The sequence below is a fragment of the Butyrivibrio sp. MB2005 genome (assembly GCF_000424285.1).
GTDB lineage: Bacteria > Bacillota > Clostridia > Lachnospirales > Lachnospiraceae > Butyrivibrio.
Window position 1 is genome coordinate 321,282 of record NZ_KE384157.1, and the last position, 20,943, is coordinate 342,224.

The following is a 20,943-nucleotide window of genomic DNA, read 5'->3' on the forward strand; positions in this document are numbered from 1 at the left end:
CTTAGTTTTCTATATCTTCTGTCTTTATTTTTTCTAAAACCGCTTCATCTGAAAGCTTTGGAAGCTCTCTCTTGCAATAGCCCCTGATACCTTCATCAAAGCCGCACACTGAGCAGAAGCTGCAATAGGTGCAGGCACTTTTCCCGTCAAGCTCGTAAGGATTGATCTCCACATCTCCGGAAACGATGCTTCTTCCACTTTTCCTAATAAGCTTTTTCACATAGTCTGACACCTCTTCAAAATCAGCTCCCGGCATTACCTCTGAGCCTTTTGAAAAACTGCCGTCATTTTTGAATTTCACATGTATAACATCGGATTCTTTCCCGGGCTCATGGTCCAGGATATCCACAATCTCTCTGTTCTCCTGAATGATTCCGCTGGGTCTTAGTTCTTTCCTTACGATGGCATTGATCTCCTCATCACTTGGCTGCTCTGAAAAGTCCTTACCCTCAAGAACCGGGTCATTTATGTGATAGTAAAGGATAGCTGCAGGCACTATCTCTTTGCCGGGACGCCCGGCAGCCTCCATTCCTCTAGCCACATTCATGTACATAACAAGCTGCAGCTGAAGACCATAGTACAGTGCACAAAGATCAACCTTCTTATTACCTGACTTAAAATCGATTACCTTAACGTAGACGTGGTCTGCATCCTCATAGGTATCAACTCTGTCGATTTTACCAGTGAGCTTCATCTTTTTAAGGATTCTACCCTTCTCATCCTCTGTAAGGTTCACATTTATGGCATCAATACTTCCTGCGCTGTCAAAAGTGGACTCTATGTATTTAGGCATAAATGAGCCCTTTTGCAACTGATATTGCAGTGTATCAATGGAGCGATAAAGGATCCTCTTTATCCTTGCTTTTGATGCCTCGCCTCTCATGGTACTAGATAAAATACCTTCGCCGTACTCATCCGCATAGCTGTCAAAAACTTCATCAAGAATCTCTTTTCCCTGGTCCTCATCAAAGCTTGTCCAGGTAAGATTCCGCTCTGTAAGCTTCTTTGAAAAGCCCTCCAGAACGCCGTGGAACACGTTACCAAGATCGGAGTAGTCAAAATCAAACTCTTCTCTTTCCTCAATACCAAGTCCATACCTGAGGAAATGTGCATAGGCGCACTGGGCAAATTTCTCAAGTCTTGATACCGAATTCACCAGAACATTTCCATATATCATTGAAGATACCGCATCGGAGAGAGGTCTGTGTCTGTAGCTAAAGCCTGCTGCCTGTAGCATCTTACTTATTCTTTTTTTATCTGCCACTCCCTTTTCATCAAGAGCTGCGTATAACGCCTTAAAACTGCTCTCCTGAGCCTCGTCCATATATCCATTCAGATATTTCTGGACATTCTCTGAAAAATATCCAAGAGCATTTTCAGGGGTGCTTAAGATCTCAGTGCCGCTTATCTTGGTAAATGAAAGTTCTTCCACATCAGGGAAAAAGCCCTTTATTTTCCCTATGATATAAGCAGGCCCTATGCTCTTGCCATCAGGCGTAAGATGTGAATAGGACAAAAGCAGCCCCTTTGACGGCTTTGTCAGGTTCATGTAAAGATAGAGCCTCTGAATATACATCTGCTGCCTTGGGGTAGGTGCCATCTCAATTCCTGTACCTGCATCCACAAGGAACTGTCTCTCAATATCAGAGATAATTCCGCCTGTGCCTGCGCCTTTGGGAATAAGGTCATCATTTACACCAAGGAAAAACAAATACTTAACCTCTTTAAGTCTTGTTCTCTCAATATCGCCCACAACTATTCTGTCGACGCTCTGAGGAATGGTACCGATCTCTATATCGCCAAAGCCCACTTCAAGGATCTCGAGATACTCATCCAGAGTGAGCTTTTCATCTGCCATAAGTATGGTTATCTGGTCAATGAGATTTATGACCTTTTTATAGATTACGGAGTATTCCTTGGCACGTATTTCATCCCCTGCGCTTCTAAAGGACTCCGCAAAGGCTTCCATCTTAGCTGCTGCTCCTGCGCCTTTTAAAAGCTCATAAACAGCCATGGAATAGCTAAGGGCGTTATCCTCTGCAGCATCAAAAACAGGAGAAAGAGACGCTACAACTCTTTCCCTAAGGGTATTTATGCCTTTTAGATATTCACTTCTAAGCTCATCCTTATCTTCGCGCTTTCTGAGCTTTTTATTTATGACTGAAGGGAGCCTTTTAAACTCGCTCTCCCAGGCTTTCCTTCCCCTGATTCCAAGTGCCATGACATAGTTTTCAAGAACGTCAATCTCATCATAGGTAAAATCAGGGATTCCGCTTCTAAGGTAGTGGAAAACAGCCTCATAGCTGTAGCCTGTGCTTGCAACTAAAAGAGTACTCTTTACAAACTCTATAAGGGGATTAAGCTTGATATTCCCGGTCTGATCAATATAAACAGGGATGCCGGACCTGGCTGCCTCTTCCTCAACCACCTTGGAGTATCTCTCGATATCGCCGCAGACTATGGCAAAATCCCTATAATGAAGGTCTTCTTCTTTTATCCTTTTTGATACACCTGCAAGAGCCATTCTAACTTCATTTCTCACATCATCTGCATCAAAAATCCTGATGCTTCCGGTTTTCCCCTGGTATGAAACCTTGCCGTATCTGAAAAGGTGCTGCTCCAAAAATGACAGCTCAGGGTTATCCGCATGCCTGCTCTTTTCATGGGGTTTTAGAAAAACATCGGTCCCATCTGATGCAGCCACTTCACAGCGGTAATCAGCCCACCTGTCAAAATCAGGGACAGAGCCGGGATCAAAGGCTTTTTCATTTTCATATTCAAGGCGCAAAATATCATGAACTGTTTTTTTACTTAATAAAAACAGCTCCTGCTCGGCGCTTTTATCATAAATGTATGGATTATCCTCCTGCCCGATTGTGCAGGTAAAAATGACCTCTGACGAAAGTCTTAGGAGCTCTCCTATAACCTGATACTGTATGGGAGTAAAGCCCGTAAAGCCGTCAAATACAATGACACTGCCGGGAATAAGCCCCGACTTATTAAGAGACCTGCAAAGAATCTCCATGGTCTCTTCCTGAGCAATAAAATCGCCCTTAATGTAATCCTTGAAGCCTGCGTAAAGGCGCTGAAGATCAGAGAGCTTAGCCTTGAGAGCACCCTTAGAATCCGAAGCTTCAATTAACAAGCCAAGATTCTCCGGGCTTATGCGATACTGCATAAACTCGGAGATCGTGGACTTAACTTCATCTATATATCCCATCTTGTGCATATTGCCGCCAATTACAGTAAGTTCATCTTCAAGCTTTTGCGACACGCGTCTTAGCACCAGACTTTTACCCATATCATCAAGGGTTTTCAAATTGTCCTCGCCCACTTCCTCAAATATCCTGTGGGATAATCTGGAAAAACTAAGGACATCTATATTCATGATGCCGTGCCTGGGATGGAGCTTTACGACATCCATCTGCGTCTGCATTGTAAACTGATCGGGAACAACTATCAGGTAATTTTTATCAGGCTCCCTGATACTTTTCTCAATGATATAGTCCTGCACAAAGCGGCTTTTACCAACTCCTGATGCACCAAATACAAAACGCAGCATATAGCCTCCAAAAGGATGTATTTGATCATTAATGATGGAAGAATCTCATGTGTGTAAATGCCATTACCATCTTATGATCATTAGCTGCCTGAATGACATTGTCATCTCTGACAGAACCACCAGGCTGTGCTACATATTTTACACCACTTCTCGCTGCTCTTTCAATGTTATCACCGAAGGGGAAGAATGCATCTGAACCAAGGGCTACGTCTGTGTTTTTAGCAAGCCATGCCTTCTTATCTGCATCTGTAAATACTTCAGGTTTTACCTTGAAAAGATTCTGCCATTTTCCATCTGCGAGAACATCCATGTAATCTGTTCCGATGTAAAGATCGATGGTGTTGTCTCTGTCTGCTCTCTTGATGTTATCAAGGAAAGGAAGCTCCAGAACCTGAGGTGCCTGTCTGAGGAACCAGTTGTCAGCCTTGCTGCCTGCAAGTCTTGTGCAGTGGATACGTGACTGCTGACCTGCGCCGATACCGATTGCCTGTCCGCCCTTTACGTAGCATACAGAATTGGACTGAGTATATTTAAGTGTGATAAGTGAGATGATAAGGTCCTTTTTAGCGCTGTCGGGAAGGTCCTTATTCTCTGTAACGATGTCAGCGAGCATCTCATCATTTATCTCAATATCGTTGTGTCCCTGCTCGAAGGTCACGCCAAATACCTGCTTTTTCTCAAGAGCAGCGGGCTTGTAGGAAGGATCGATCTTGATAACAGCGTAGTTGCCGTTCTTTTTAGCCTTAAGAATCTCTAAAGCTTCATCTGTATAGTCAGGAGCGATGATTCCGTCTGAAACCTCTCTTTTGATAAGGCGTGCTGTATCTGCATCGCAGGTATCAGAAAGGGAAATGAAATCACCAAAGGATGACATTCTGTCTGCGCCTCTTGCTCTTGCATATGCGCTTGCCATGGGAGAAAGCTCCGGAAGATCGTCTACCCAGTAGATCTTTTTCTCGATCTCGTTAAGAGGAAGTCCGATAGCAGCTCCTGCAGGAGATACGTGTTTAAAGGACGTTGCAGCAGGAAGTCCTGTAGCCTTTTTAAGCTCTGATACAAGCTGCCAGCCGTTAAAAGCATCAAGAAGATTGATATATCCGGGCTTGCCGTTAAGTACCTCTATAGGAAGATCTGTACCGTCCTCCATGAAAACTCTTGAGGGCTTCTGATTGGGGTTACATCCATATTTAAGTGCGAGTTCTTTCATCTGTCATTTCCTCCCTTAATTACTGATTCTTGTTTACGATACGTGTCTTGAACTGGCCGGTCTTGATATCGATATAACGTACAAAAAGTGATACTTTATTGTCTTCGTTAAGTGACTCCCAAACCATGTCTGTGAATGTATCTATGTCGCCTGAGATCTCAACCTCTGTAGGCTCGCCTTCGTAGCTGGGAAGCGGATTGCCATCTCCCATGTAGGTGTGGATGAAATAACCTGTGCCTGCTACCGGCTTGTCATAGGTGTAAGTAAATCTAAGGCAGCATGAGGGATCGTTATGATTGCTCTTTAAGATTGACATTGAGATATTGTACTCGCCGTCCTTGATGTGCATAAGACCTGAAATACGAGGTGTGTAGTTAGGAGCATCGGGCTCAAACTCTCTTGTTCTGAGAGCCTCCTCAAAGGACTGGCCTGCCTCCATAAGGTCGAAAATTGTATCTGTCTGATCACCGTTAGTAACGATGGTGTCGTTTCCTCTTACTCTTACAGGTGCATATATGATAAGGCTGGGATCCTCAAGCTTTGCAGGATCAAAGGCCTCTGTTCTGATTCCGTCACCCATTGTGGCGAAAATACGATTTCTGCTGTTCTCACTTCTTCCCATGATGAAATATGCAGTTACAGCATACTTGCCATCTGAGCTTGTGCCGATGACGATTCCGCGTCCCGGATATGAATTGGATCTGAGTTCTTTTGCTAAATTAACCATTGTCTCTCCTTAAAAATGTACTAAAAAACCGCCTGAGCATGCCTAATCAAGCGGCTGCCCAGACGGTCGACAATTCAATATTCATCGTACTCCCCTGTGGTATTCCACAAATCCGTCAGTCGTACGACACATATAATTTACACGATATTTTTTTAATTTGCAATACCAAAAACTGCCAGGCGAACAATAAATAAAAGCAGCAGATGCAGCGGATAAAATGCGTATACCACATACTTGTAATTGCCTTTAATAAAGCCTCTTTCGCCGTTGTAAAAATAGATCAGTATGAAGGCCGGAAGGGCCCAGGCTTCTCCTCCCATATTTGATAAAAAAACATATCCGAAAATACTTGCAAGAAGCGGCTGATTCCTGAATATAAAAAATATGGCTATGAGAGTCACACCCCAAAAGGTGTAATCAGATCCTATCTTCCAGGCTATCATACCGCCAACCGCTGCAGGCATGTAGTAAAGAAGCATATATAGCGGATTGTTCACTGTAAAACCAAGGAATGAAAATTCATTCTCATCAAAGAATCGATCCTCAATAAGCTTCATCATCCAAATGACCAAAAGCCCTATCAAAAGTGTGAAAAAGACGTTGGTATTACTTCCTGCCTTTTCCCAGTTTTCCTGCAATAGCTGAATGACATTTGGATTAGCAACGTCCACTCTCACCTTGAATAAAATATCAAAGAACAGCTCTGAGATTATGCTGAAGATGGCCATGTTCAGAACATATTTCCTTAAGTTCTTTGTGTGAAAGAGTCCCTCTACAAGAAGGAAGCAGAATATCGGAAATGACTGCCTTCCGATATGTCTCATCCAGTCATAGACAACTATGATCTGTTCTCTGTCCATGCCAAAGGGATACATGCCTTCCCTTATCATATAGAGCAAAACTCCTGCCGCCACATGATCGATAAACATTGTGACTATAGCTATTACCTTGAGAGTACTTGATGATATGAAACTGTATTTCCGTTTAAAAATATCAAACATATATTGTATCCGACATCCGTTATTTAAGATTTAGTAATATTTTTTTCATAGATACATAATTGAACGAAATAACATTTGTAGCTTATAATCAGCTTAAGAATACGGCACTGTAGCCATTATTAAGGAAGGCAACAAAATGCTAAACCCGTGCTTTATGGCATCAATAACTCTGATAAATATCATATATGATGCGATCATAATCATAGCTGAGCTGATGTTCATGCTTGTGTTCGTTCGCTTTGTATTCTTCAATGGTGAATGGAAGGAGTATTCGCTGTTTGCGAAAATCCTTACCATTATATTCACCATATTTGTGCTGCTCATTTTAGTGGCGATATTCCTGACAGTTATGCGGGTGGACTAAATAAAAGATTAGAGGCAGAGCCATAAAAGGCTCTGCTTTTTTATTTCATAAAAGCACTCCGCATTATTCAAAGATCGCAAAGGACTGAGGACCAAGTACAAGGGCATCATCAGTTAAATCCGCTGTTCCGATTCCATAAATAAGATCGCCCTTTATTTCTCCTTCTTTAGCGAGAATATCGGCGCAGTCTTTTCTATTTACCTTCTCTTCCTTCTCGCCGGGATTAACTGCAATTACAAGGCTTCCTCTTTTATAGATAAAGGACCTCTCGCCTTCTTTTGCATAGACAACCCGGAAATCGGCATCTGCCTGAAGGTCCTCTCTGTCATGTCTGAGGGCTATTATACTACGAACTGTGTGAATAAGCGAGTCGGCATCTGCCTCAGCAGTACTTACTGTGGGAGCATCAGCTGAAGCGTCTACAGGAATGTAAAGCTTATCGCCATCAGCATCTGAAAAGCCATAGTTTTTCGCAGACTTATCCCACTGCATGGGCGAACGGGAGCCTGTTCTCTGGAAGCCGCCCTCTTTTGTCTTTACCTTTTCAAGATATCTCATACCGATCTCGTCGCCGTAATAAAGGAACGGAACTCCGGGCATTGTGAAAATAAAGGAATATGCCACTTTAAGCTCAGCAATGTCCATAGTCTTGGTGCATCTTGGTGTGTCGTGGTTACAGGTTATGAAGCTGATATAACCGTACTTTTTGGAGTTCTCGTACTTGTGCTCATAATCAGCAAGGAATCTCATGGGGCTGTCGCCGCCATCCTTTTTAAAATAGCTGTGGTCTCCGCCCTCTGTCTCACCATCTCTGAAAAGAACGTTAAGACCATTTCCGTGATGATCAAGATAAAAGTCAGCATGGAAGCCGTATTTAAGGGCGCACTCGGGATTACTCCACTCAGATACAAGAGCCGCTTCGGGATAGTCCTTATCAAGCATTTCTCTGATATTCTGCCAGATAGCACCTGTTGCGCTCTTTACTTCATCATCCTCTTTTACAAGAGAATCAGCCATATCTACGCGGAAGCCATCGCAGCCCTTATCAAGCCAGAAGCGCATGATATCCTTCATGGCTTCCCTTGTGGCTATGCAGTCAGGGTGATCAGTTGGCATCTGCCAGGGCTCTGTGCGGTTAAGAACGCCGTAATTAAGAGCCGGCTGACACTTAAAGAAGTTCAGCATATAGCAGCCATCTCTCTCAGCCTCGCCGCCGATATAGGGGTGTCCACCGATTCCGCAGAAGGCACCGTTTGTCCAGATATATCTGTTCCATAAATCGTTGGGCTCATATTCGCAGCTTTTCTTAAACCACTCATGCTCCTCTGATGTATGTCCCGGAACCAGGTCTAAAAGAACTTTTATTCCCTTTTTATGTGCTTCCTCAAAAAGACGAACCAGATCGTCGTTTGTGCCGTATCTCTCTGCTACCTTCTTATAATCTCTTACGTCATAGCCCGCATCCTTAAATGGTGAATCATAGATGGGGTTAAGCCATAGCGCATTGGCACCAAGACTCTTTACGTAATCAAGCTTTGTGATGATACCCTCGATATCACCTATTCCATCGCCATTTGTATCACAAAATGACTGGGGATAAATCTCATAAAAAACTGCATCCTTTAACCAAGCCGGCATATTTTGTTCCTCCCTTTGTGTGTTAGTTTTACCAGTATTTTCGCTTCGGAAAACGTTTTTCTTATTTGCTTTATTTATATTAGCAGATAGGACAGGCATATTCCATAACAAAATAAGGCGCCTTATCTACTGCTCGGTGTTCTCATGCTATAAATAATATCTTAAAAGATGCTAAACATTTGATTAAACCAAACAAGGCTCAGGCTTTTCATTCTATAATTGATTGCAGCCAATATGATCGATATTTGGTTCAAAAAGATGTTGGAGGATATAAAATGAATAAACGAATTCTTGCAATTTTACTTGCAGCCACTATGGTCGTGGGAGGCGGCTGTACTTCGCCTGCCAATGACGGGGCTACCGGCGGTACTGAAGAAACTGCCTCGGAATCCGCGGACACAAACGAAGCGGATGCCGATACTAACGATGTTGCTGAAAGTGAAGCCGACTCTGAAGAGGGTGATGCTGCAAAAGCCAGTGCTGATGATGAAGCCGAAGTTTCTGCAGATTCAAGCGAAAAGACATCCTCATCCGATATGGTCGTTGGCGAGACCTATCACGGCTTTAAACTTAATGATATCTACTCAAGCCGCCTTCTAAGTTCTGATCTCTATACCTTCAAGCATGAAAAAAGCGGTGCTGATCTGATCTACACCAAAAATTCCGATCCGGAAGTTTCTTTTTGTATTGCCTACAAAACTCCCTATATAGATGAAACTGATACGAACCATGTTTTCGAGCATGCTATAATTGCCTCCTCTGCTAAATATCCATCCCAGGATCTGTTCTTTGATCTTGCCAATAAATCCTACAACACTTATATAAATGCTCATACAGGTATGAACGTCACGTTCTATCCGGTTTCATCCATGAGCCAGGATCAGCTTATGACCCTGATGGATGCATACATGAGTTGTATGGTTGCCCCGGATATTTTGGAAAATGAAAAGATTTTTGACAGAGAAGCTATCAGATTCGAACTGGATGATCCTGATGGTGACATTGGAATCAATGGTACGGTTTATGCTGAGGATTACGGCTTTTTAACTGATACCGGCGATGTCTCCCTCAATTTTGTTCTTGATAATATGTTCCCCGGTCAGATAGCCTCCAATATGATCGGTATGGCTGAGTATCACTACGATGATCTGACCTACGAACATACACTTGAGACCTATGAAAGATACTATCATTTCGACAATAGTCTTATTTCTCTCTACGGCGACCTGGATATCGACAGATTCTTAGAATTTTTGGATACGGAATATCTGTCAAAATATGAAATAAACGGAACAGACCTCAGTCAGTATGAAGATCCACATGCAGAGGACGGATATGTTGAAAAGGTCGAATATATCCCCGCTTATGAAGGTGATTCTGTAGAGGACAGCGGAATCATTTATTATGGCATCGATATGGAAGATGCTACTGATGATGAACTTATTCAGTGGAATCTTTTAACGTCACTGATCAATAATAACTCATCCTGCATGAATAAAAAGCTGCTTGAAGATGGCATTTCTAATCCTGTTTTTGTCCAAATAGCTACAGATACAGCAAAACCAATGCTTCTGTTTTCCATGGAATACGCCAATGAAGATCAGATGCAGACTCTTAAGGATATAGCTGAATATACTCTTTCAGAAATTTCCAAAAACGGAGTTCCGAAGGAAATCTTTGAAGCAGATGTTAAGGAAGAAGAACTTAACACTGTTTTCATGAGAGATGCAGGAAATGTCGGAGTAGAATTAAGCGATGTCTATAACGTTTATTGGGTAAGAACCGGTAGAGTTGACTATTTTAAACAATATGAAAGAGTTCTTGAGGCCCTTATCGCAGATGAGGAGCAACAGACCTTTAAAAAGCTTGCAGAATCTGTTCTTACACCTGCAAGAAGCATTCTTATTGCCTGCGTGCCAAAGCCCGGCCTTGCTGAAGAGTTTGATCAGAAATTACTTGATTACCTGGCAGATAAAAAAGCCAGGATGACTGATGAAGAAATACAGGAATTAGTACAAAAGACCAAAGAATTCAATGAGTGGAATCAGAATGAGCTTTCAAATAACGATTTCCAAATGGATCTTAAGGATCTTCCGGAATATGAAACACCATCATTAGAGAAAAGAGAAGAAAACGGCATCACATATTATCTTGGAAGCGTTGATGCAGCAAAAGGCGGCTGCTATGATATCTACTTTGATCTCAGTAACCTGACCAAGAAAGAAATCGGCGCCCTTATGCTTTATACCAATTTCATCTTTGAAGCTAATACCTCGAAATACAGTACCGATGAGCTTTCGCTTCTTGACAGCGAGTACCTGAACAACTTCTCTGTTTCCCTCTTACACCCCAATGAAGAGGCAGGAAAAAATCACAGGCCAATGCTGGATATTTTCTGGAAGGGATTAAATGAGGACTTTGATAAGGCTCTTGATCTTGTTATGAATGTAATGACTGAAACAGATTTAAATGACAGCCAGGATATCAAGTATGTCATTTCCCGTGACCGTGAAGCCTATAACATTGCAAAAGCCGATGCGTATTCTTTGGCAAACTCCTACTCACAGGCATCCGGAACGACCACTCTTGCCGACACACAAAAATTCTCTCTGGATATTTATGATGCAGGATTCTATGACTACATATCTGAACTTGATAAAAATTTAGACAATGATGAAGCTTATAATTCTTTTATAGCCGATGTTGAATCAGTAAGAAAAAAGGCCTTTACAAAGACAAATCTCATTTTCTCATCTGTAGCAGACAAGACAGAAAATGAGGAAGTAGTAAAGACCGCAGCAAAGGTTTTTGAAGCTCTTCCTGAAAGCGAAGAAAGTGCAGAAAAATATGAGCTGCCCGTACCTGCTCTCAGAACAGGAATAATAGTTGAAACTACTCAGAACCATACTGTTCTTGATGCAGATTTCAGAAATGATGAAAACTTCCGGGGCGCATACATACCTTTCCTTTATGCAGCCAGTGATAAATACGTAGTTCCCACTCTAAGATTCCGGATGGGTGCTTATTCAGCGGGATGTTATTCCACAACAAGGTGCTATGATCTGACTTCTTATACATATTCAGATCCTAACGTAAAGGAATCCGTTGAAGCGCTTTTAGAGATTCCTGAATTTCTCAAAACCGCCACTCTGGATGAGGCCGATTTTACAGGCTATATTCTGAATGCATACGGTGAAGATACCAAAGCCACCGGTATCTGGAGTGATACTGTCAAACGAATCAGAAGAGACATTCTGGGAGTTGATGAGGAGCTTTATTTAGAGACGGTAAATGATATGAAAAATTCCAATACCGGCATGCAGGCTGAGGCTACTGAAAGCTTAGAAAAGCTCTTTAAAAACGCATCTATGGCAACTTCAGGTAATGAAGCAAAGATCAATGCCGACAAGGATGCCTTTGACGAAGTTTTGAATTTTAAGAATAATTAATGCCTATAATCTGATATCCGGTGAGGCAGCACTTTCCGTGCCGCCTCATCAGTTATAAGCATCAAAAAGGACTTCATTACTTATTAAGTGTAAGTGATGAAGTCCTTAAAACATGTCTCTGAATCCTTTGTAATTATCACTGCTCGGAATCCTGTGTATGGCAGTATCCGCAAATACATTTGCTTTTAGCAGATCCTGTTTGTCCGGGTGCCTTCGACCCTCATCAAAGATCGTAAGCAGGTTGTCCAGCTTTTCTTCGTCATATCTGCCGCGAAGTTCTTCATACCTTTCTCTTATCTGCGCCGGCATACTGCCCTGACAGAAGTACCCGCCAAGATAATGGTTATCCTCAGGCAGCCACAGAGTTCCGATCTGTTCTATCTGCCTGTAATATGCCTGGTCATTTCCAAGTCCGCAGGTTCCAAAGAAAGCCACATTTTTATTATGAAGTGATGTAATAAGATCGATTATTTCCAGGGAGCAGGTCCCTCTGTTTGCCCAATACCCGATAAAATAGGTCTCTGCGTCGTGTCTGCCATTCCAGCTTCTGACGTTAAGTTCCTCCTTTGAATCGGAAGGAAGCGCCTGGAAAATCTCGTCCGCTATCTTTTTAGTATTCCCTGTTTCACTGGCGTACACGACTAAGTATTTAAGCATCTCACCCTCAAATTACGTCCGCTTTACAAACTCCCTGCCGCACTTCGGACACCTGATGGCAACCTTGCCTTTTCCCCGCGGAATTCTGATCTTCTGTCCGCATCCGGGGCATTTATATATGTGATACGCCTTATGCCCGGTGAACTTATCTTTTATACCGGTAAAAAAGCCGATCACCTTATCGGTGTGTTTTACGAAAAACTCATTTTCTTTGTATCTGGCAGGTATATTTTTGGAAAACATCCGAAAATAACAATAAAAAAGTATTATAAAGGCCACATAATACAATAAACTAAGGGGCGATATGAAGGATAAAACCAGCAGGATAACAGCTATCACAACCATAACTCTGGTCATTCTGTCAGAGCCATAGGCGCCGTATCTTCCCCGGAAAAACCTATAGAGAAAATCTTTCACTATTGTTTAATCTCCTTTTAAAAATAGATAAATCCCCTCACTTACCACAGAGTATAGGTTTTGTGGGTTGAAAAAGCAATTAACGGGCTATAAATCATTCTTAAAAAATCATTAATGGCTTATTTCTGCATTCTAAAGACCTATTATTTTTTCCTTTATAATTTGGAAAGTGGTATAATTGAATGCGTATCGACTTTTTTGGAGGCAAATAAATGCAGATTATAATTGTAGGCTGCGGAAACGTAGGCGCAGCGCTGACAGAACAGCTTAGTGGCGAAGGCCATGATGTCACTGTCATCGAACAGAAAAAAGACGTTATTCAAAGCGTTGTAAATAACTTCGACGTAATGGGCATAGTAGGTAACGGTGCCAGTTACATGATCATGAGAGACGCAGGCATTGAGTATGCCGACCTTATGATTGCTGTAACAGGTAATGATGAGCTGAATCTTCTGTGCTGTCTTATTGCAAGAAAAGCAGGTCACTGCAACACCATCGCAAGAGTTAAGAATCCTATCTATAAAAAGGAAATCAGCTTTATTAAAGAAGAGCTTGGTCTTTCTCTTGTTGTTAATCCTGAAGAGCTTGCTGCAAACGAAGCAGCAAAGCTTCTTAAATTCCCTGCTGCTACCAGCATCGAAACCTTTGCAGGCGGCCGCGCAGAAATCGTACACATGACCGTTGCTGAGTCATCACGCATCTGCAACAAATCTCTTAGGGAAATCCAGGGCGAGATAAAGAGTAAAGTCCTTATCGCCGTTGTTCAAAGAGCAGATGAAGTATCAATTCCTAACGGTGATTTTGTACTTAGAGCCAATGATGAGCTTACTATTGTGGGCGCATCAAGAAGTATCGCAGAGTTTTTCAGAAAAATCGGTCTTCCTACCACAAGAGTCCACTCGGCCATGATCATAGGCGGTGGTTCTACAGGATATTATCTGGCAGACCAGCTTATATCCTTTGGCATTGATGTAAAACTCTTTGAGCGAGATCTTGACAGATGCAAGAGACTTTCGGATCTCCTGCCTCAGGCACTTATCATCAACGCTGACGGAACAGACAAGGATGCTCTTATGGAAGAAGGTCTTGTTGGCACAGAGGCATTTGTTGCCATGACAAGTCTTGATGAAGAAAACATCATGCTTTCCATGTATGTAAAGAGCCAGAACCCCAAGGCAAAGCTTATTACCAAGGTTCACCGCGTCAACTACGGCGAGATCATAGGCTCACTGCAGATTGGAAGTATCATATATCCCAAGAACATCACTGCTCAGAGAATCGTGCAGTATGTCCGCGGAATGAGTAATTCCATGGGCAATAACAGCATCGAGGCACTTTATAAGATGAATGACGGAAGAGTTGAGGCATTAGAGTTCTTCGTTCCAGAGAATTCTCCGGTTATAGGCACTCCTCTTTCAGATATGCACCTTAAAAAGGGCGTGCTTGTATCTCTTATAAACAGAAAGGGTGAGATCATTTCACCTAAGGGCTCAAGCGAAATACAGGCGGAGGATACCGTCATAATAATAACAAGTCAGGTTGGTCTTCTTGACATCGCTGACATTCTGGAGAAATAAAAATGAACTTCAATATGATACGTTTTCTGCTCTTTAGAGTTGTGCAGATTACAGGACTTTTAATGATATTGCCTCTGATAGTTGCATTTATTTACGGAGAATTCTTCTGCGCAGAGGTATTTGCAATAATTATTGCCGCTTGCCTGATTTTCGGCTTTGCGGGAACTTATAAAAAGCCGACCAACCAGGCTATTTATGCCAGAGAAGGTTTTGTGGTCACAGCACTTACATGGATCACCATAAGTCTCATAGGTGCCCTGCCCTTCCAGTTTACGGGCGTTACAAAAAGCTATGTGGATGCTCTTTTTGAGACCATATCCGGTCTTACAACTACAGGGTCAACCATTCTCTCAGATGTAGAGATGTACTACAGTGTTCAGTTCTGGAGATGCTTCACACACTGGATCGGCGGTATGGGTGTGCTGGTATTTATCCTTGCGATCATGCCCATGGCAGGCGGCTACAGTATGCACATCATGCGTGCAGAGAGCCCGGGTCCCTCCGTTGGTAAATTTGTTCCCAAGGTAAGAGAGACCGCAAAGATTCTTTATTCAATTTATTTTGGAATTACCATTCTTCAGACCGTTTGCCTTCTTTTTACAGGAATGAATGCATACGAAGCACTGACAGCAACCTTTGCTACAGTTGGTACCGGAGGATTTGGTATTAACAATGCAGGAATTGGCGGTTTTGGCTATGCGTCACAGGTAGTTATCACCATATTTATGATAATTTGTGGTATCAACTTCAGCGTATACTACTACCTGATTACCAAAAGACCAAAGGAAGCCCTTAACAATGATGAAGTTAAGCTCTATCTGGTGCTTATGTTTGGAGCCGCTTCACTTATTGCGTATATGATCTATAAGCAGGGGGCTACAGCAACTCCTCTTGAGTCATTCCATCATTCATTGTTTACAGTTGCTTCTGTAATGACAACAACAGGTTTTGCGACTCTTGATTTCAACACCTGGCCTCAGCTGGCAAGGACACTTCTTGCATGTCTCATGCTTACAGGTGCCTGCGCAGGTTCAACAGGCGGTGGCTTCAAGCTCTCAAGATTCCTTATTCTGATAAGAGCCATGAAAAATGAGCTGACCTATATCGTTCATCCAAAGTCAGTTAAAAAGGTATATATGGACGGAAATCCCGTTGATCAGTCCGTTGTTAAATCAGTATCTGCATACCTTAGCATGTACGTTGTAATCTTCATTATTTCAACGCTGCTTATCTCTATCGATGAATTCGATTATGAGACCAACTTTACCGCGGTTGCTGCTACTCTTAATAACATAGGTCCCGGTCTTTCAATGGTAGGTCCTACAGGTAACTTTGGTGCCTACTCAGACCTTTCAAAGTTCGTCCTTATGTTTGATATGCTGGCAGGAAGACTTGAGCTTCTCCCGATGCTCATCCTCTTCTCACCTAAGAACTGGACTAAGAGATAATAAGTGCTACTGCATACGTTGAACAGGCTCACTTGACAAATAAAGTTCGTTAGCATATACTAACTTCAAATGATAACCATTCTCATTTGAAAGAGGTATTGAAATGATAGCAAGTATAGTTATTTTATTGATCGTCGTAGCACTCATTGTGTTGGATATCAGATTTATAATAGGTAAGAAAAAGAAGGGACAATGCATTGGCTGCTCCTCAGGAACATGTAACTGCGGAAGTGCCACTTGCCCATCTAAGAAAGCCTGAAAAATTAAGGGATATGGCACCATGTCATATCCCTTTTCTTGTAATCTATTTGATTTTCTTCAAGAGAATCTTTTTTACCGGTTCTTACGAATCACGTGAATGGACTCCATACTCTGCGCAAATGCTTCTGTAAAGTCATCATCCTCTGCTCTTGAATATACAACAGTAAATACCCTGTTCTGAGACAGAATGATAAATGTTTCCTGATGGATCATCTGTGAACCCTCAGGAGTAAATGAAGATATTATATGATATCCGGGGAAACCGTCCTTCTGGATATCCTCAAAGTTTTCAATGGTATATCCTATGCCATCACCATAGAGAGCTTCGTAGTTCTCTTTCATGATCTCATCATACATATCCTTAGTAAGCTCATCATAGCGTATGTCCACTTCGCTTGCTGACTCAGATTCTCCTGCTGCCTTCTGAGCATTGGTAAGAACCCTGTCTTCCGGAAGTGTTTTTACTCCATAGGTGACATTGGCAGATTCCAAGGGATAATGCTCATTCACATACATTCCGGGAACATCGGTCACCTTGAAGCTTTCAGGAATTACAACCGAGCAATACTGAGCTGCCGGAAGCTCCTTCATATCTGCTTTTGTTTGCATAGGTACTGCGCATATCAAAAAAGCAAATATAAGCGCAAATACCATTCCCTTTTTCTTCATCAAACAAATTCTCCTTAATTCTGATCTGATACTGTTAAAACAGCTATAAACGCCTTTTAAGACCATCAGTCTGCCAGTGACAGATCAAAAACATCAAACCAGTATCTCTCCATGAGATAGCTGCCCTTATTTTCATTTAATATTCCGTAGTTACTCTCCCAGTCTGCCACAATATCCTCCCTGGAATTAAAGCTTCCAAGGAAAATGACGTGCTTACCGTTCTCTATAAGCTGTCTGATTTCAGTCGCTTTCTCGATTTGAGATACACCCTTTATCATCTTCTCTATAAGAGCTTCTGGCTGTGCTCCATAGAGGTAAACCGGAATCTCTTTACCTGACTGATTAAGATAATACGAAATAAGCCCGTTTACGTGGTCAAAATTGGTGATAATCGCAAGGTCGTCCTCTGCCTTAAGCTCTGTAAAAAGCCTGCCTGTTTCGGCCATATTTACACGTTTATAGAGTTCATTCCCTCTAAAGGCCCAGAAGTCACGAATAATAACCACTGACATAACAATTGCAAATAACGGAACAGCCAAGGTTAAGATGCCGCCAAATGCATTCTTTTTATCGCCATCTGCTTTTGCAGCGCTGTTTTCATCAATAGCAGACTTATCATCTTTTCCTGTAGCCACGGATTTCTTGTCAGAAAACAGCACCATTATGATACCATACCAGAAAGCTCCCATACCGGGCATCATATATCTGTACACAAATACGGGCCTGATAAGGATAGATGCCACAAAACCCGCAATGACAATTCCTGTTATAGGAGCAAACAAGAACCACATGTACACATTCTTACGTCCAAGGAAAACCGCAAGCAGGATCATTACCAGCAACAATCCCACAAAGACATATCCCACCATCACATTGGTAAACGACGACAAAAGAAGATACTTGGCAATACCGCCAAGGCTTCTCCAGGTAAGGGGCAGTATCCAATAATTCTCTGATACAGTACCTGCCTGTGAGAAAACCACGCTTATCCACGGAAGATAACATATAAAGGTGAGGTTCATTATGATAAATACTATCCCCAGCTGCCATACATTTTTGCGTATTGAATAAACCACCAAAAAGGCATAGACAGACGCTACTGCAATTGCTGCATAGTACTGGGTATAGCACGCCAAAAGGCCGTAAATAAACACAGGAAAAGCCTTTTTAATATCAAGTCCTCTCACCATCCTGCCATTTACATCGCCTGTAATGAAGGGCTTCGTGTGAATGCACATAGCCGTTACAAACAGAATAAGCCAGCTGTACATACGTATCTCAACGGTATATTCCGCCAGATTCGGCATAGCTATCATAGCTGCACTAAACAGTCCTCCTGCCAGCAAACCATGCCTTTTCCTTATACAGGTAATACCATAGATAAAAAGTATCACATAGGGCACTACACAGGATAATTTCGCACTTAAAACCTGTAAATACATCGTGCCAAACTCGCTGCCAAGGCCACCTGTAAAGCCCACAGCCCGGGCTATACGGCTTCCAATCTCAATGGCGTAATGCACGATAATATAATACAGCGGCGGGTGTACATCCGCCGCTGTTAAATTAACCATCTCTGGTACAGGTCTTATGGCAAACTCTATGCTGAAAAGCTCGTCATACCATATATCGGGACTAAAGCACAGATAAACCGAAAAAGCTATCATCGCTGCAGAAATAATGTACAGCAGAATGCCTATGGTTTTCTGCACCGAATCCCATATATTTTTTGAATCGGTACTGTTATCCATTAAAACCTCATCCGTCAGCTGCGCTGACACCTTCTCTTCTTTTGAGGAGAAGGCTTTTATTTTCCTCCCCAGGGGAAGGCTATTTACTCAATGCTGTCAATCAGCTCAAGTGTATGCTCAGCGTTCATCTTCTTGCACATCTCTACGAACTTCTCAAGAGGTACATTCTGAATCTGCTTGTTGGAGCCGCGAACATTGATAGAAACTGTATTCTCAGCAGCTTCCTTATCACCGAGAACGATGATGTACGGATCCTTGTAGTTCTTGAACTTCTTGATCTTCTCCTTCATGTTGTTGTCGGAGTAGTCAGCCTCAACATCGATGCCGTTCTCAAAGAGAAGGTCTGCTACCTTCTTAGCATACTCATTGTGCTCGACACGGATCGGAACAACGCCAACCTGGTAAGGGCTGAGCCAGAAGGGGAACGCACCCTTGAAGTTCTCGATGATGATACCAATGAATCTCTCAAGTGAACCGTAGATGGCTCTGTGGATAACTACAGGCATCTCAAGGCTTCCGTCCTGAGCCTGGTATGTAAGTCCAAAGTTGTGAGGAAGCTGATAGTCAAGCTGTACTGTACCGCACTGCCACTCTCTTCCAAGAGCGTCCTTAATCTGAAGGTCGATCTTAGGACCATAGAAAGCTCCATCGCCTTCGTTGATCTCATAGCCACCTTCGCCATAGGTCTTATCAAGAATGTTCTTAATAGCAGTCTCTGCTCTGTTCCAAACCTCGATATCACCCATGAAATCATCGGGACGTGTTGAGAACTCAGCTCTGTATGTAACGCCGAATGTCTTGTAGATCTCGTCTGCGATTGCGATGATATCTGCGATCTCATCCTGGATCTGTGATTCCATTACGAATGTATGGTCATCATCCTGTCTGAACTCCTGAACACGGAAAAGACCGTTCATCTGTCCTGACTTCTCTTTTCTATGAAGAACATCATACTCGCTGTAGCGGATAGGAAGTTCCTTGTAAGAATGAACTGTTCTCTTGTATGTCATCATGGCATTAGGGCAGTTCATAGGCTTAGCGCCCATTGTATCGATAGCCTCTCTGTTATAAATTACAGAACCTCTCTCGATCTTAACAGGTGCCTTAGGTGCATCCTCATCCATGCTCTCAGCTACATCAGGGATAACAGTATCTGCCTGAACGTTACCTGCGATTCCGGGTACGATGAACATGTTGTTGATGTAGTGAGCCCAGTGACCACTGATAAGCCAAAGCTTCTTGTTGTCGATAAGAGGAGCTGCGATCTCTGTGTAACCATGTCTCTCCTGAATATCTCTTGAGAACTTAAGGAGCTTCTGGTACATTCTCCATCCTCTGGGAAGCCAGTAAGGCATTCCGGGAGCTGTCTCATCAAACATGAAAAGATCAAGCTGAGCACCGATCTTCTTGTGATCACGCTCAAGAGCTTCCTGGATCATCTTAAGGTGAGCCTTAAGCTCATCCTTGGAAGGGAATGCATAGAGATAAATTCTTGTCATGGAATCTCTCTTCTCATCACCTCTCCAGTAAGCACCTGAAACGGCTTTAATCTTATAGGAAACATTCATAAGCTCCTGAGAGTTTTCAACGTGAGGTCCTCTGCAAAGATCGATGAAGTCATCACCTGTGTTGTATGTGGTGATTGTCTCTCCCTCAGGAAGATCCTCGATGAGCTCCTTCTTGAACTTCTGGTCAGCGAAAATTTCTAAAGCTTCTGCCTTAGATACTTCCTTCCTGGTCCAGTCCTCTCTTCTCTTGATAATCTCACGCATCTTATCCTCGATGGTCTTGAAATCATCCTCAGTTACAGCCCCCGGCAAAACAAAATCGTAGTAGCAACCGTCTGCCACCTGCGGACCAATTGCATACTGGGTTTCCTTACCGTAAATCTCGATTACGGCTTTTGCCAGGATGTGTGCCAGTGAATGTCTGTACACTTCTTTAAATTCTTCTTTTGTCATAGTACTCTCCTTCTCCGTACCTACCGGGTACAGTTAATATTTTTAACCCTCATCCGCCCTTCGGGCACCTTCCCCCAAAGGGGGAAGGACAAAAAATGAAATAGGATTTCGCTTGCGAAATCCTCGCGCGCGAGCGTCGCATGATGTCCGGGGGACATCAGCTCTGCGACGACCGAAGTGGAACGAAGACATTGCGAAGCAATAAACTTCAATTCCGCGAGCTGCGCATCCACACGGAGTGTTTTTTATCTTAT

Annotated in this window: 15 protein-coding genes and 1 riboswitch; of the genes, 5 read left to right on the forward strand and 10 right to left on the reverse strand. The window is 42.7% G+C overall.

Features of this window, described 5'->3' with window-relative positions:
- Position 1: 1 nt before the first annotated feature.
- The 4 genes from G610_RS0116410 to G610_RS0116425 all read right to left on the reverse strand — a co-directional run bounded on the left by G610_RS0116410 (position 2) and on the right by G610_RS0116425 (position 6,497).
- Positions 2-3,562: a PD-(D/E)XK nuclease family protein gene (locus G610_RS0116410; RefSeq protein WP_035797784.1), complete on the reverse strand. Its 3,561-nt coding sequence runs from the start codon at positions 3,560-3,562 to the stop codon at positions 2-4.
- Positions 3,563-3,590: 28 nt separating this feature from the next.
- A complete protein-coding gene (locus tag G610_RS0116415) occupies positions 3,591-4,769 on the reverse strand; it encodes a phosphoribosylaminoimidazolecarboxamide formyltransferase (RefSeq protein ID WP_026525637.1) in 1,179 nt (392 codons plus the stop codon).
- A 19-nt stretch (positions 4,770-4,788) separates the two neighbouring features.
- Complete coding sequence (locus G610_RS0116420) at positions 4,789-5,496, reverse strand: IMP cyclohydrolase (RefSeq protein ID WP_026525638.1); 708 nt, start codon at positions 5,494-5,496, stop codon at positions 4,789-4,791.
- A 49-nt stretch (positions 5,497-5,545) separates the two neighbouring features.
- Positions 5,546-5,629, reverse strand: a riboswitch (ZMP/ZTP riboswitch).
- A gap of 19 nt (positions 5,630-5,648) precedes the next feature.
- Positions 5,649-6,497: a TraX family protein gene (locus G610_RS0116425; protein WP_081667561.1), complete on the reverse strand. Its 849-nt coding sequence runs from the start codon at positions 6,495-6,497 to the stop codon at positions 5,649-5,651.
- A gap of 136 nt (positions 6,498-6,633) precedes the next feature.
- On the opposite strand from G610_RS0116425, the gene G610_RS0116430 reads away from it, so the two are divergent.
- Positions 6,634-6,861 carry a hypothetical protein gene (locus G610_RS0116430; RefSeq protein ID WP_026525640.1) on the forward strand — a complete coding sequence of 76 codons (228 nt, stop codon included), beginning with the start codon at positions 6,634-6,636 and terminating at the stop codon, positions 6,859-6,861.
- A 63-nt stretch (positions 6,862-6,924) separates the two neighbouring features.
- Here the strand turns inward: G610_RS0116430 and G610_RS0116435 are convergent, their stop codons facing one another.
- Positions 6,925-8,499, reverse strand: coding sequence for an alpha-amylase family glycosyl hydrolase (locus tag G610_RS0116435; protein ID WP_026525641.1), 1,575 nt, complete (start codon positions 8,497-8,499; stop codon positions 6,925-6,927).
- A 275-nt stretch (positions 8,500-8,774) separates the two neighbouring features.
- Between G610_RS0116435 and G610_RS0116440 the strand changes: the two genes are divergently transcribed.
- Entirely contained in the window at positions 8,775-11,948 is a 3,174-nt protein-coding gene (locus G610_RS0116440) for an insulinase family protein (RefSeq protein WP_026525642.1), read from the forward strand.
- A 105-nt stretch (positions 11,949-12,053) separates the two neighbouring features.
- Here G610_RS0116440 and bilS read toward each other — a convergent pair whose 3' ends face one another.
- Both bilS and G610_RS0116450 read right to left on the reverse strand, forming a co-directional pair.
- Positions 12,054-12,605 (reverse strand): flavodoxin family protein BilS, encoded by a 552-nt coding sequence (gene bilS, locus G610_RS0116445; protein WP_026525643.1) that lies wholly within the window; start codon positions 12,603-12,605, stop codon positions 12,054-12,056.
- A 12-nt stretch (positions 12,606-12,617) separates the two neighbouring features.
- Positions 12,618-13,022 carry a hypothetical protein gene (locus G610_RS0116450; RefSeq protein WP_026525644.1) on the reverse strand — a complete coding sequence of 135 codons (405 nt, stop codon included), beginning with the start codon at positions 13,020-13,022 and terminating at the stop codon, positions 12,618-12,620.
- A gap of 212 nt (positions 13,023-13,234) precedes the next feature.
- On the opposite strand from G610_RS0116450, the gene trkA reads away from it, so the two are divergent.
- From trkA to G610_RS23215, 3 genes are all read left to right on the forward strand, one after another.
- Positions 13,235-14,599, forward strand: coding sequence for a Trk system potassium transporter TrkA (gene trkA / locus G610_RS0116455; RefSeq protein WP_026525645.1), 1,365 nt, complete (start codon positions 13,235-13,237; stop codon positions 14,597-14,599).
- Positions 14,600-14,601: 2 nt separating this feature from the next.
- On the forward strand, positions 14,602-16,047 hold the full coding sequence (locus G610_RS0116460) for a TrkH family potassium uptake protein (RefSeq protein ID WP_026525646.1): 1,446 nt from the start codon (positions 14,602-14,604) through the stop codon (positions 16,045-16,047).
- A 103-nt stretch (positions 16,048-16,150) separates the two neighbouring features.
- On the forward strand, positions 16,151-16,306 hold the full coding sequence (locus G610_RS23215) for a FeoB-associated Cys-rich membrane protein (protein ID WP_155831054.1): 156 nt from the start codon (positions 16,151-16,153) through the stop codon (positions 16,304-16,306).
- A 74-nt stretch (positions 16,307-16,380) separates the two neighbouring features.
- Here G610_RS23215 and G610_RS0116470 read toward each other — a convergent pair whose 3' ends face one another.
- The 3 genes from G610_RS0116470 to G610_RS0116480 all read right to left on the reverse strand — a co-directional run bounded on the left by G610_RS0116470 (position 16,381) and on the right by G610_RS0116480 (position 20,689).
- A complete protein-coding gene (locus G610_RS0116470; RefSeq protein ID WP_196809861.1) occupies positions 16,381-16,980 on the reverse strand; it encodes a hypothetical protein in 600 nt (199 codons plus the stop codon).
- 62 nt (positions 16,981-17,042) lie between these two features.
- Positions 17,043-18,728 carry a glycosyltransferase family 39 protein gene (locus G610_RS0116475; RefSeq protein ID WP_026525649.1) on the reverse strand — a complete coding sequence of 562 codons (1,686 nt, stop codon included), beginning with the start codon at positions 18,726-18,728 and terminating at the stop codon, positions 17,043-17,045.
- An 83-nt stretch (positions 18,729-18,811) separates the two neighbouring features.
- Positions 18,812-20,689, reverse strand: coding sequence for a threonine--tRNA ligase (locus G610_RS0116480; protein ID WP_026525650.1), 1,878 nt, complete (start codon positions 20,687-20,689; stop codon positions 18,812-18,814).
- Positions 20,690-20,943 lie beyond the last annotated feature (254 nt).

Excerpts from the sequence above, each read along its gene's own strand:
- G610_RS0116410 (WP_035797784.1), bottom strand. The coding sequence starts at position 3,562 with ATGCTGCGTTTTGTATTTGGTGCATCAGGAGTTGGTAAAAGCCGCTTT.
- G610_RS0116415 (WP_026525637.1), bottom strand. The coding sequence starts at position 4,769 with ATGAAAGAACTCGCACTTAAATATGGATGTAACCCCAATCAGAAGCCC.
- G610_RS0116420 (WP_026525638.1), bottom strand. The coding sequence starts at position 5,496 with ATGGTTAATTTAGCAAAAGAACTCAGATCCAATTCATATCCGGGACGC.
- G610_RS0116425 (WP_081667561.1), bottom strand. The coding sequence starts at position 6,497 with ATGTTTGATATTTTTAAACGGAAATACAGTTTCATATCATCAAGTACT.
- G610_RS0116430 (WP_026525640.1), top strand. The coding sequence starts at position 6,634 with ATGCTAAACCCGTGCTTTATGGCATCAATAACTCTGATAAATATCATA.
- G610_RS0116435 (WP_026525641.1), bottom strand. The coding sequence starts at position 8,499 with ATGCCGGCTTGGTTAAAGGATGCAGTTTTTTATGAGATTTATCCCCAG.
- G610_RS0116440 (WP_026525642.1), top strand. The coding sequence starts at position 8,775 with ATGAATAAACGAATTCTTGCAATTTTACTTGCAGCCACTATGGTCGTG.
- bilS (WP_026525643.1), bottom strand. The coding sequence starts at position 12,605 with ATGCTTAAATACTTAGTCGTGTACGCCAGTGAAACAGGGAATACTAAA.
- trkA (WP_026525645.1), top strand. The coding sequence starts at position 13,235 with ATGCAGATTATAATTGTAGGCTGCGGAAACGTAGGCGCAGCGCTGACA.
- G610_RS0116460 (WP_026525646.1), top strand. The coding sequence starts at position 14,602 with ATGAACTTCAATATGATACGTTTTCTGCTCTTTAGAGTTGTGCAGATT.
- G610_RS23215 (WP_155831054.1), top strand. The coding sequence starts at position 16,151 with ATGATAGCAAGTATAGTTATTTTATTGATCGTCGTAGCACTCATTGTG.
- G610_RS0116475 (WP_026525649.1), bottom strand. The coding sequence starts at position 18,728 with ATGGATAACAGTACCGATTCAAAAAATATATGGGATTCGGTGCAGAAA.
- G610_RS0116480 (WP_026525650.1), bottom strand. The coding sequence starts at position 20,689 with ATGACAAAAGAAGAATTTAAAGAAGTGTACAGACATTCACTGGCACAC.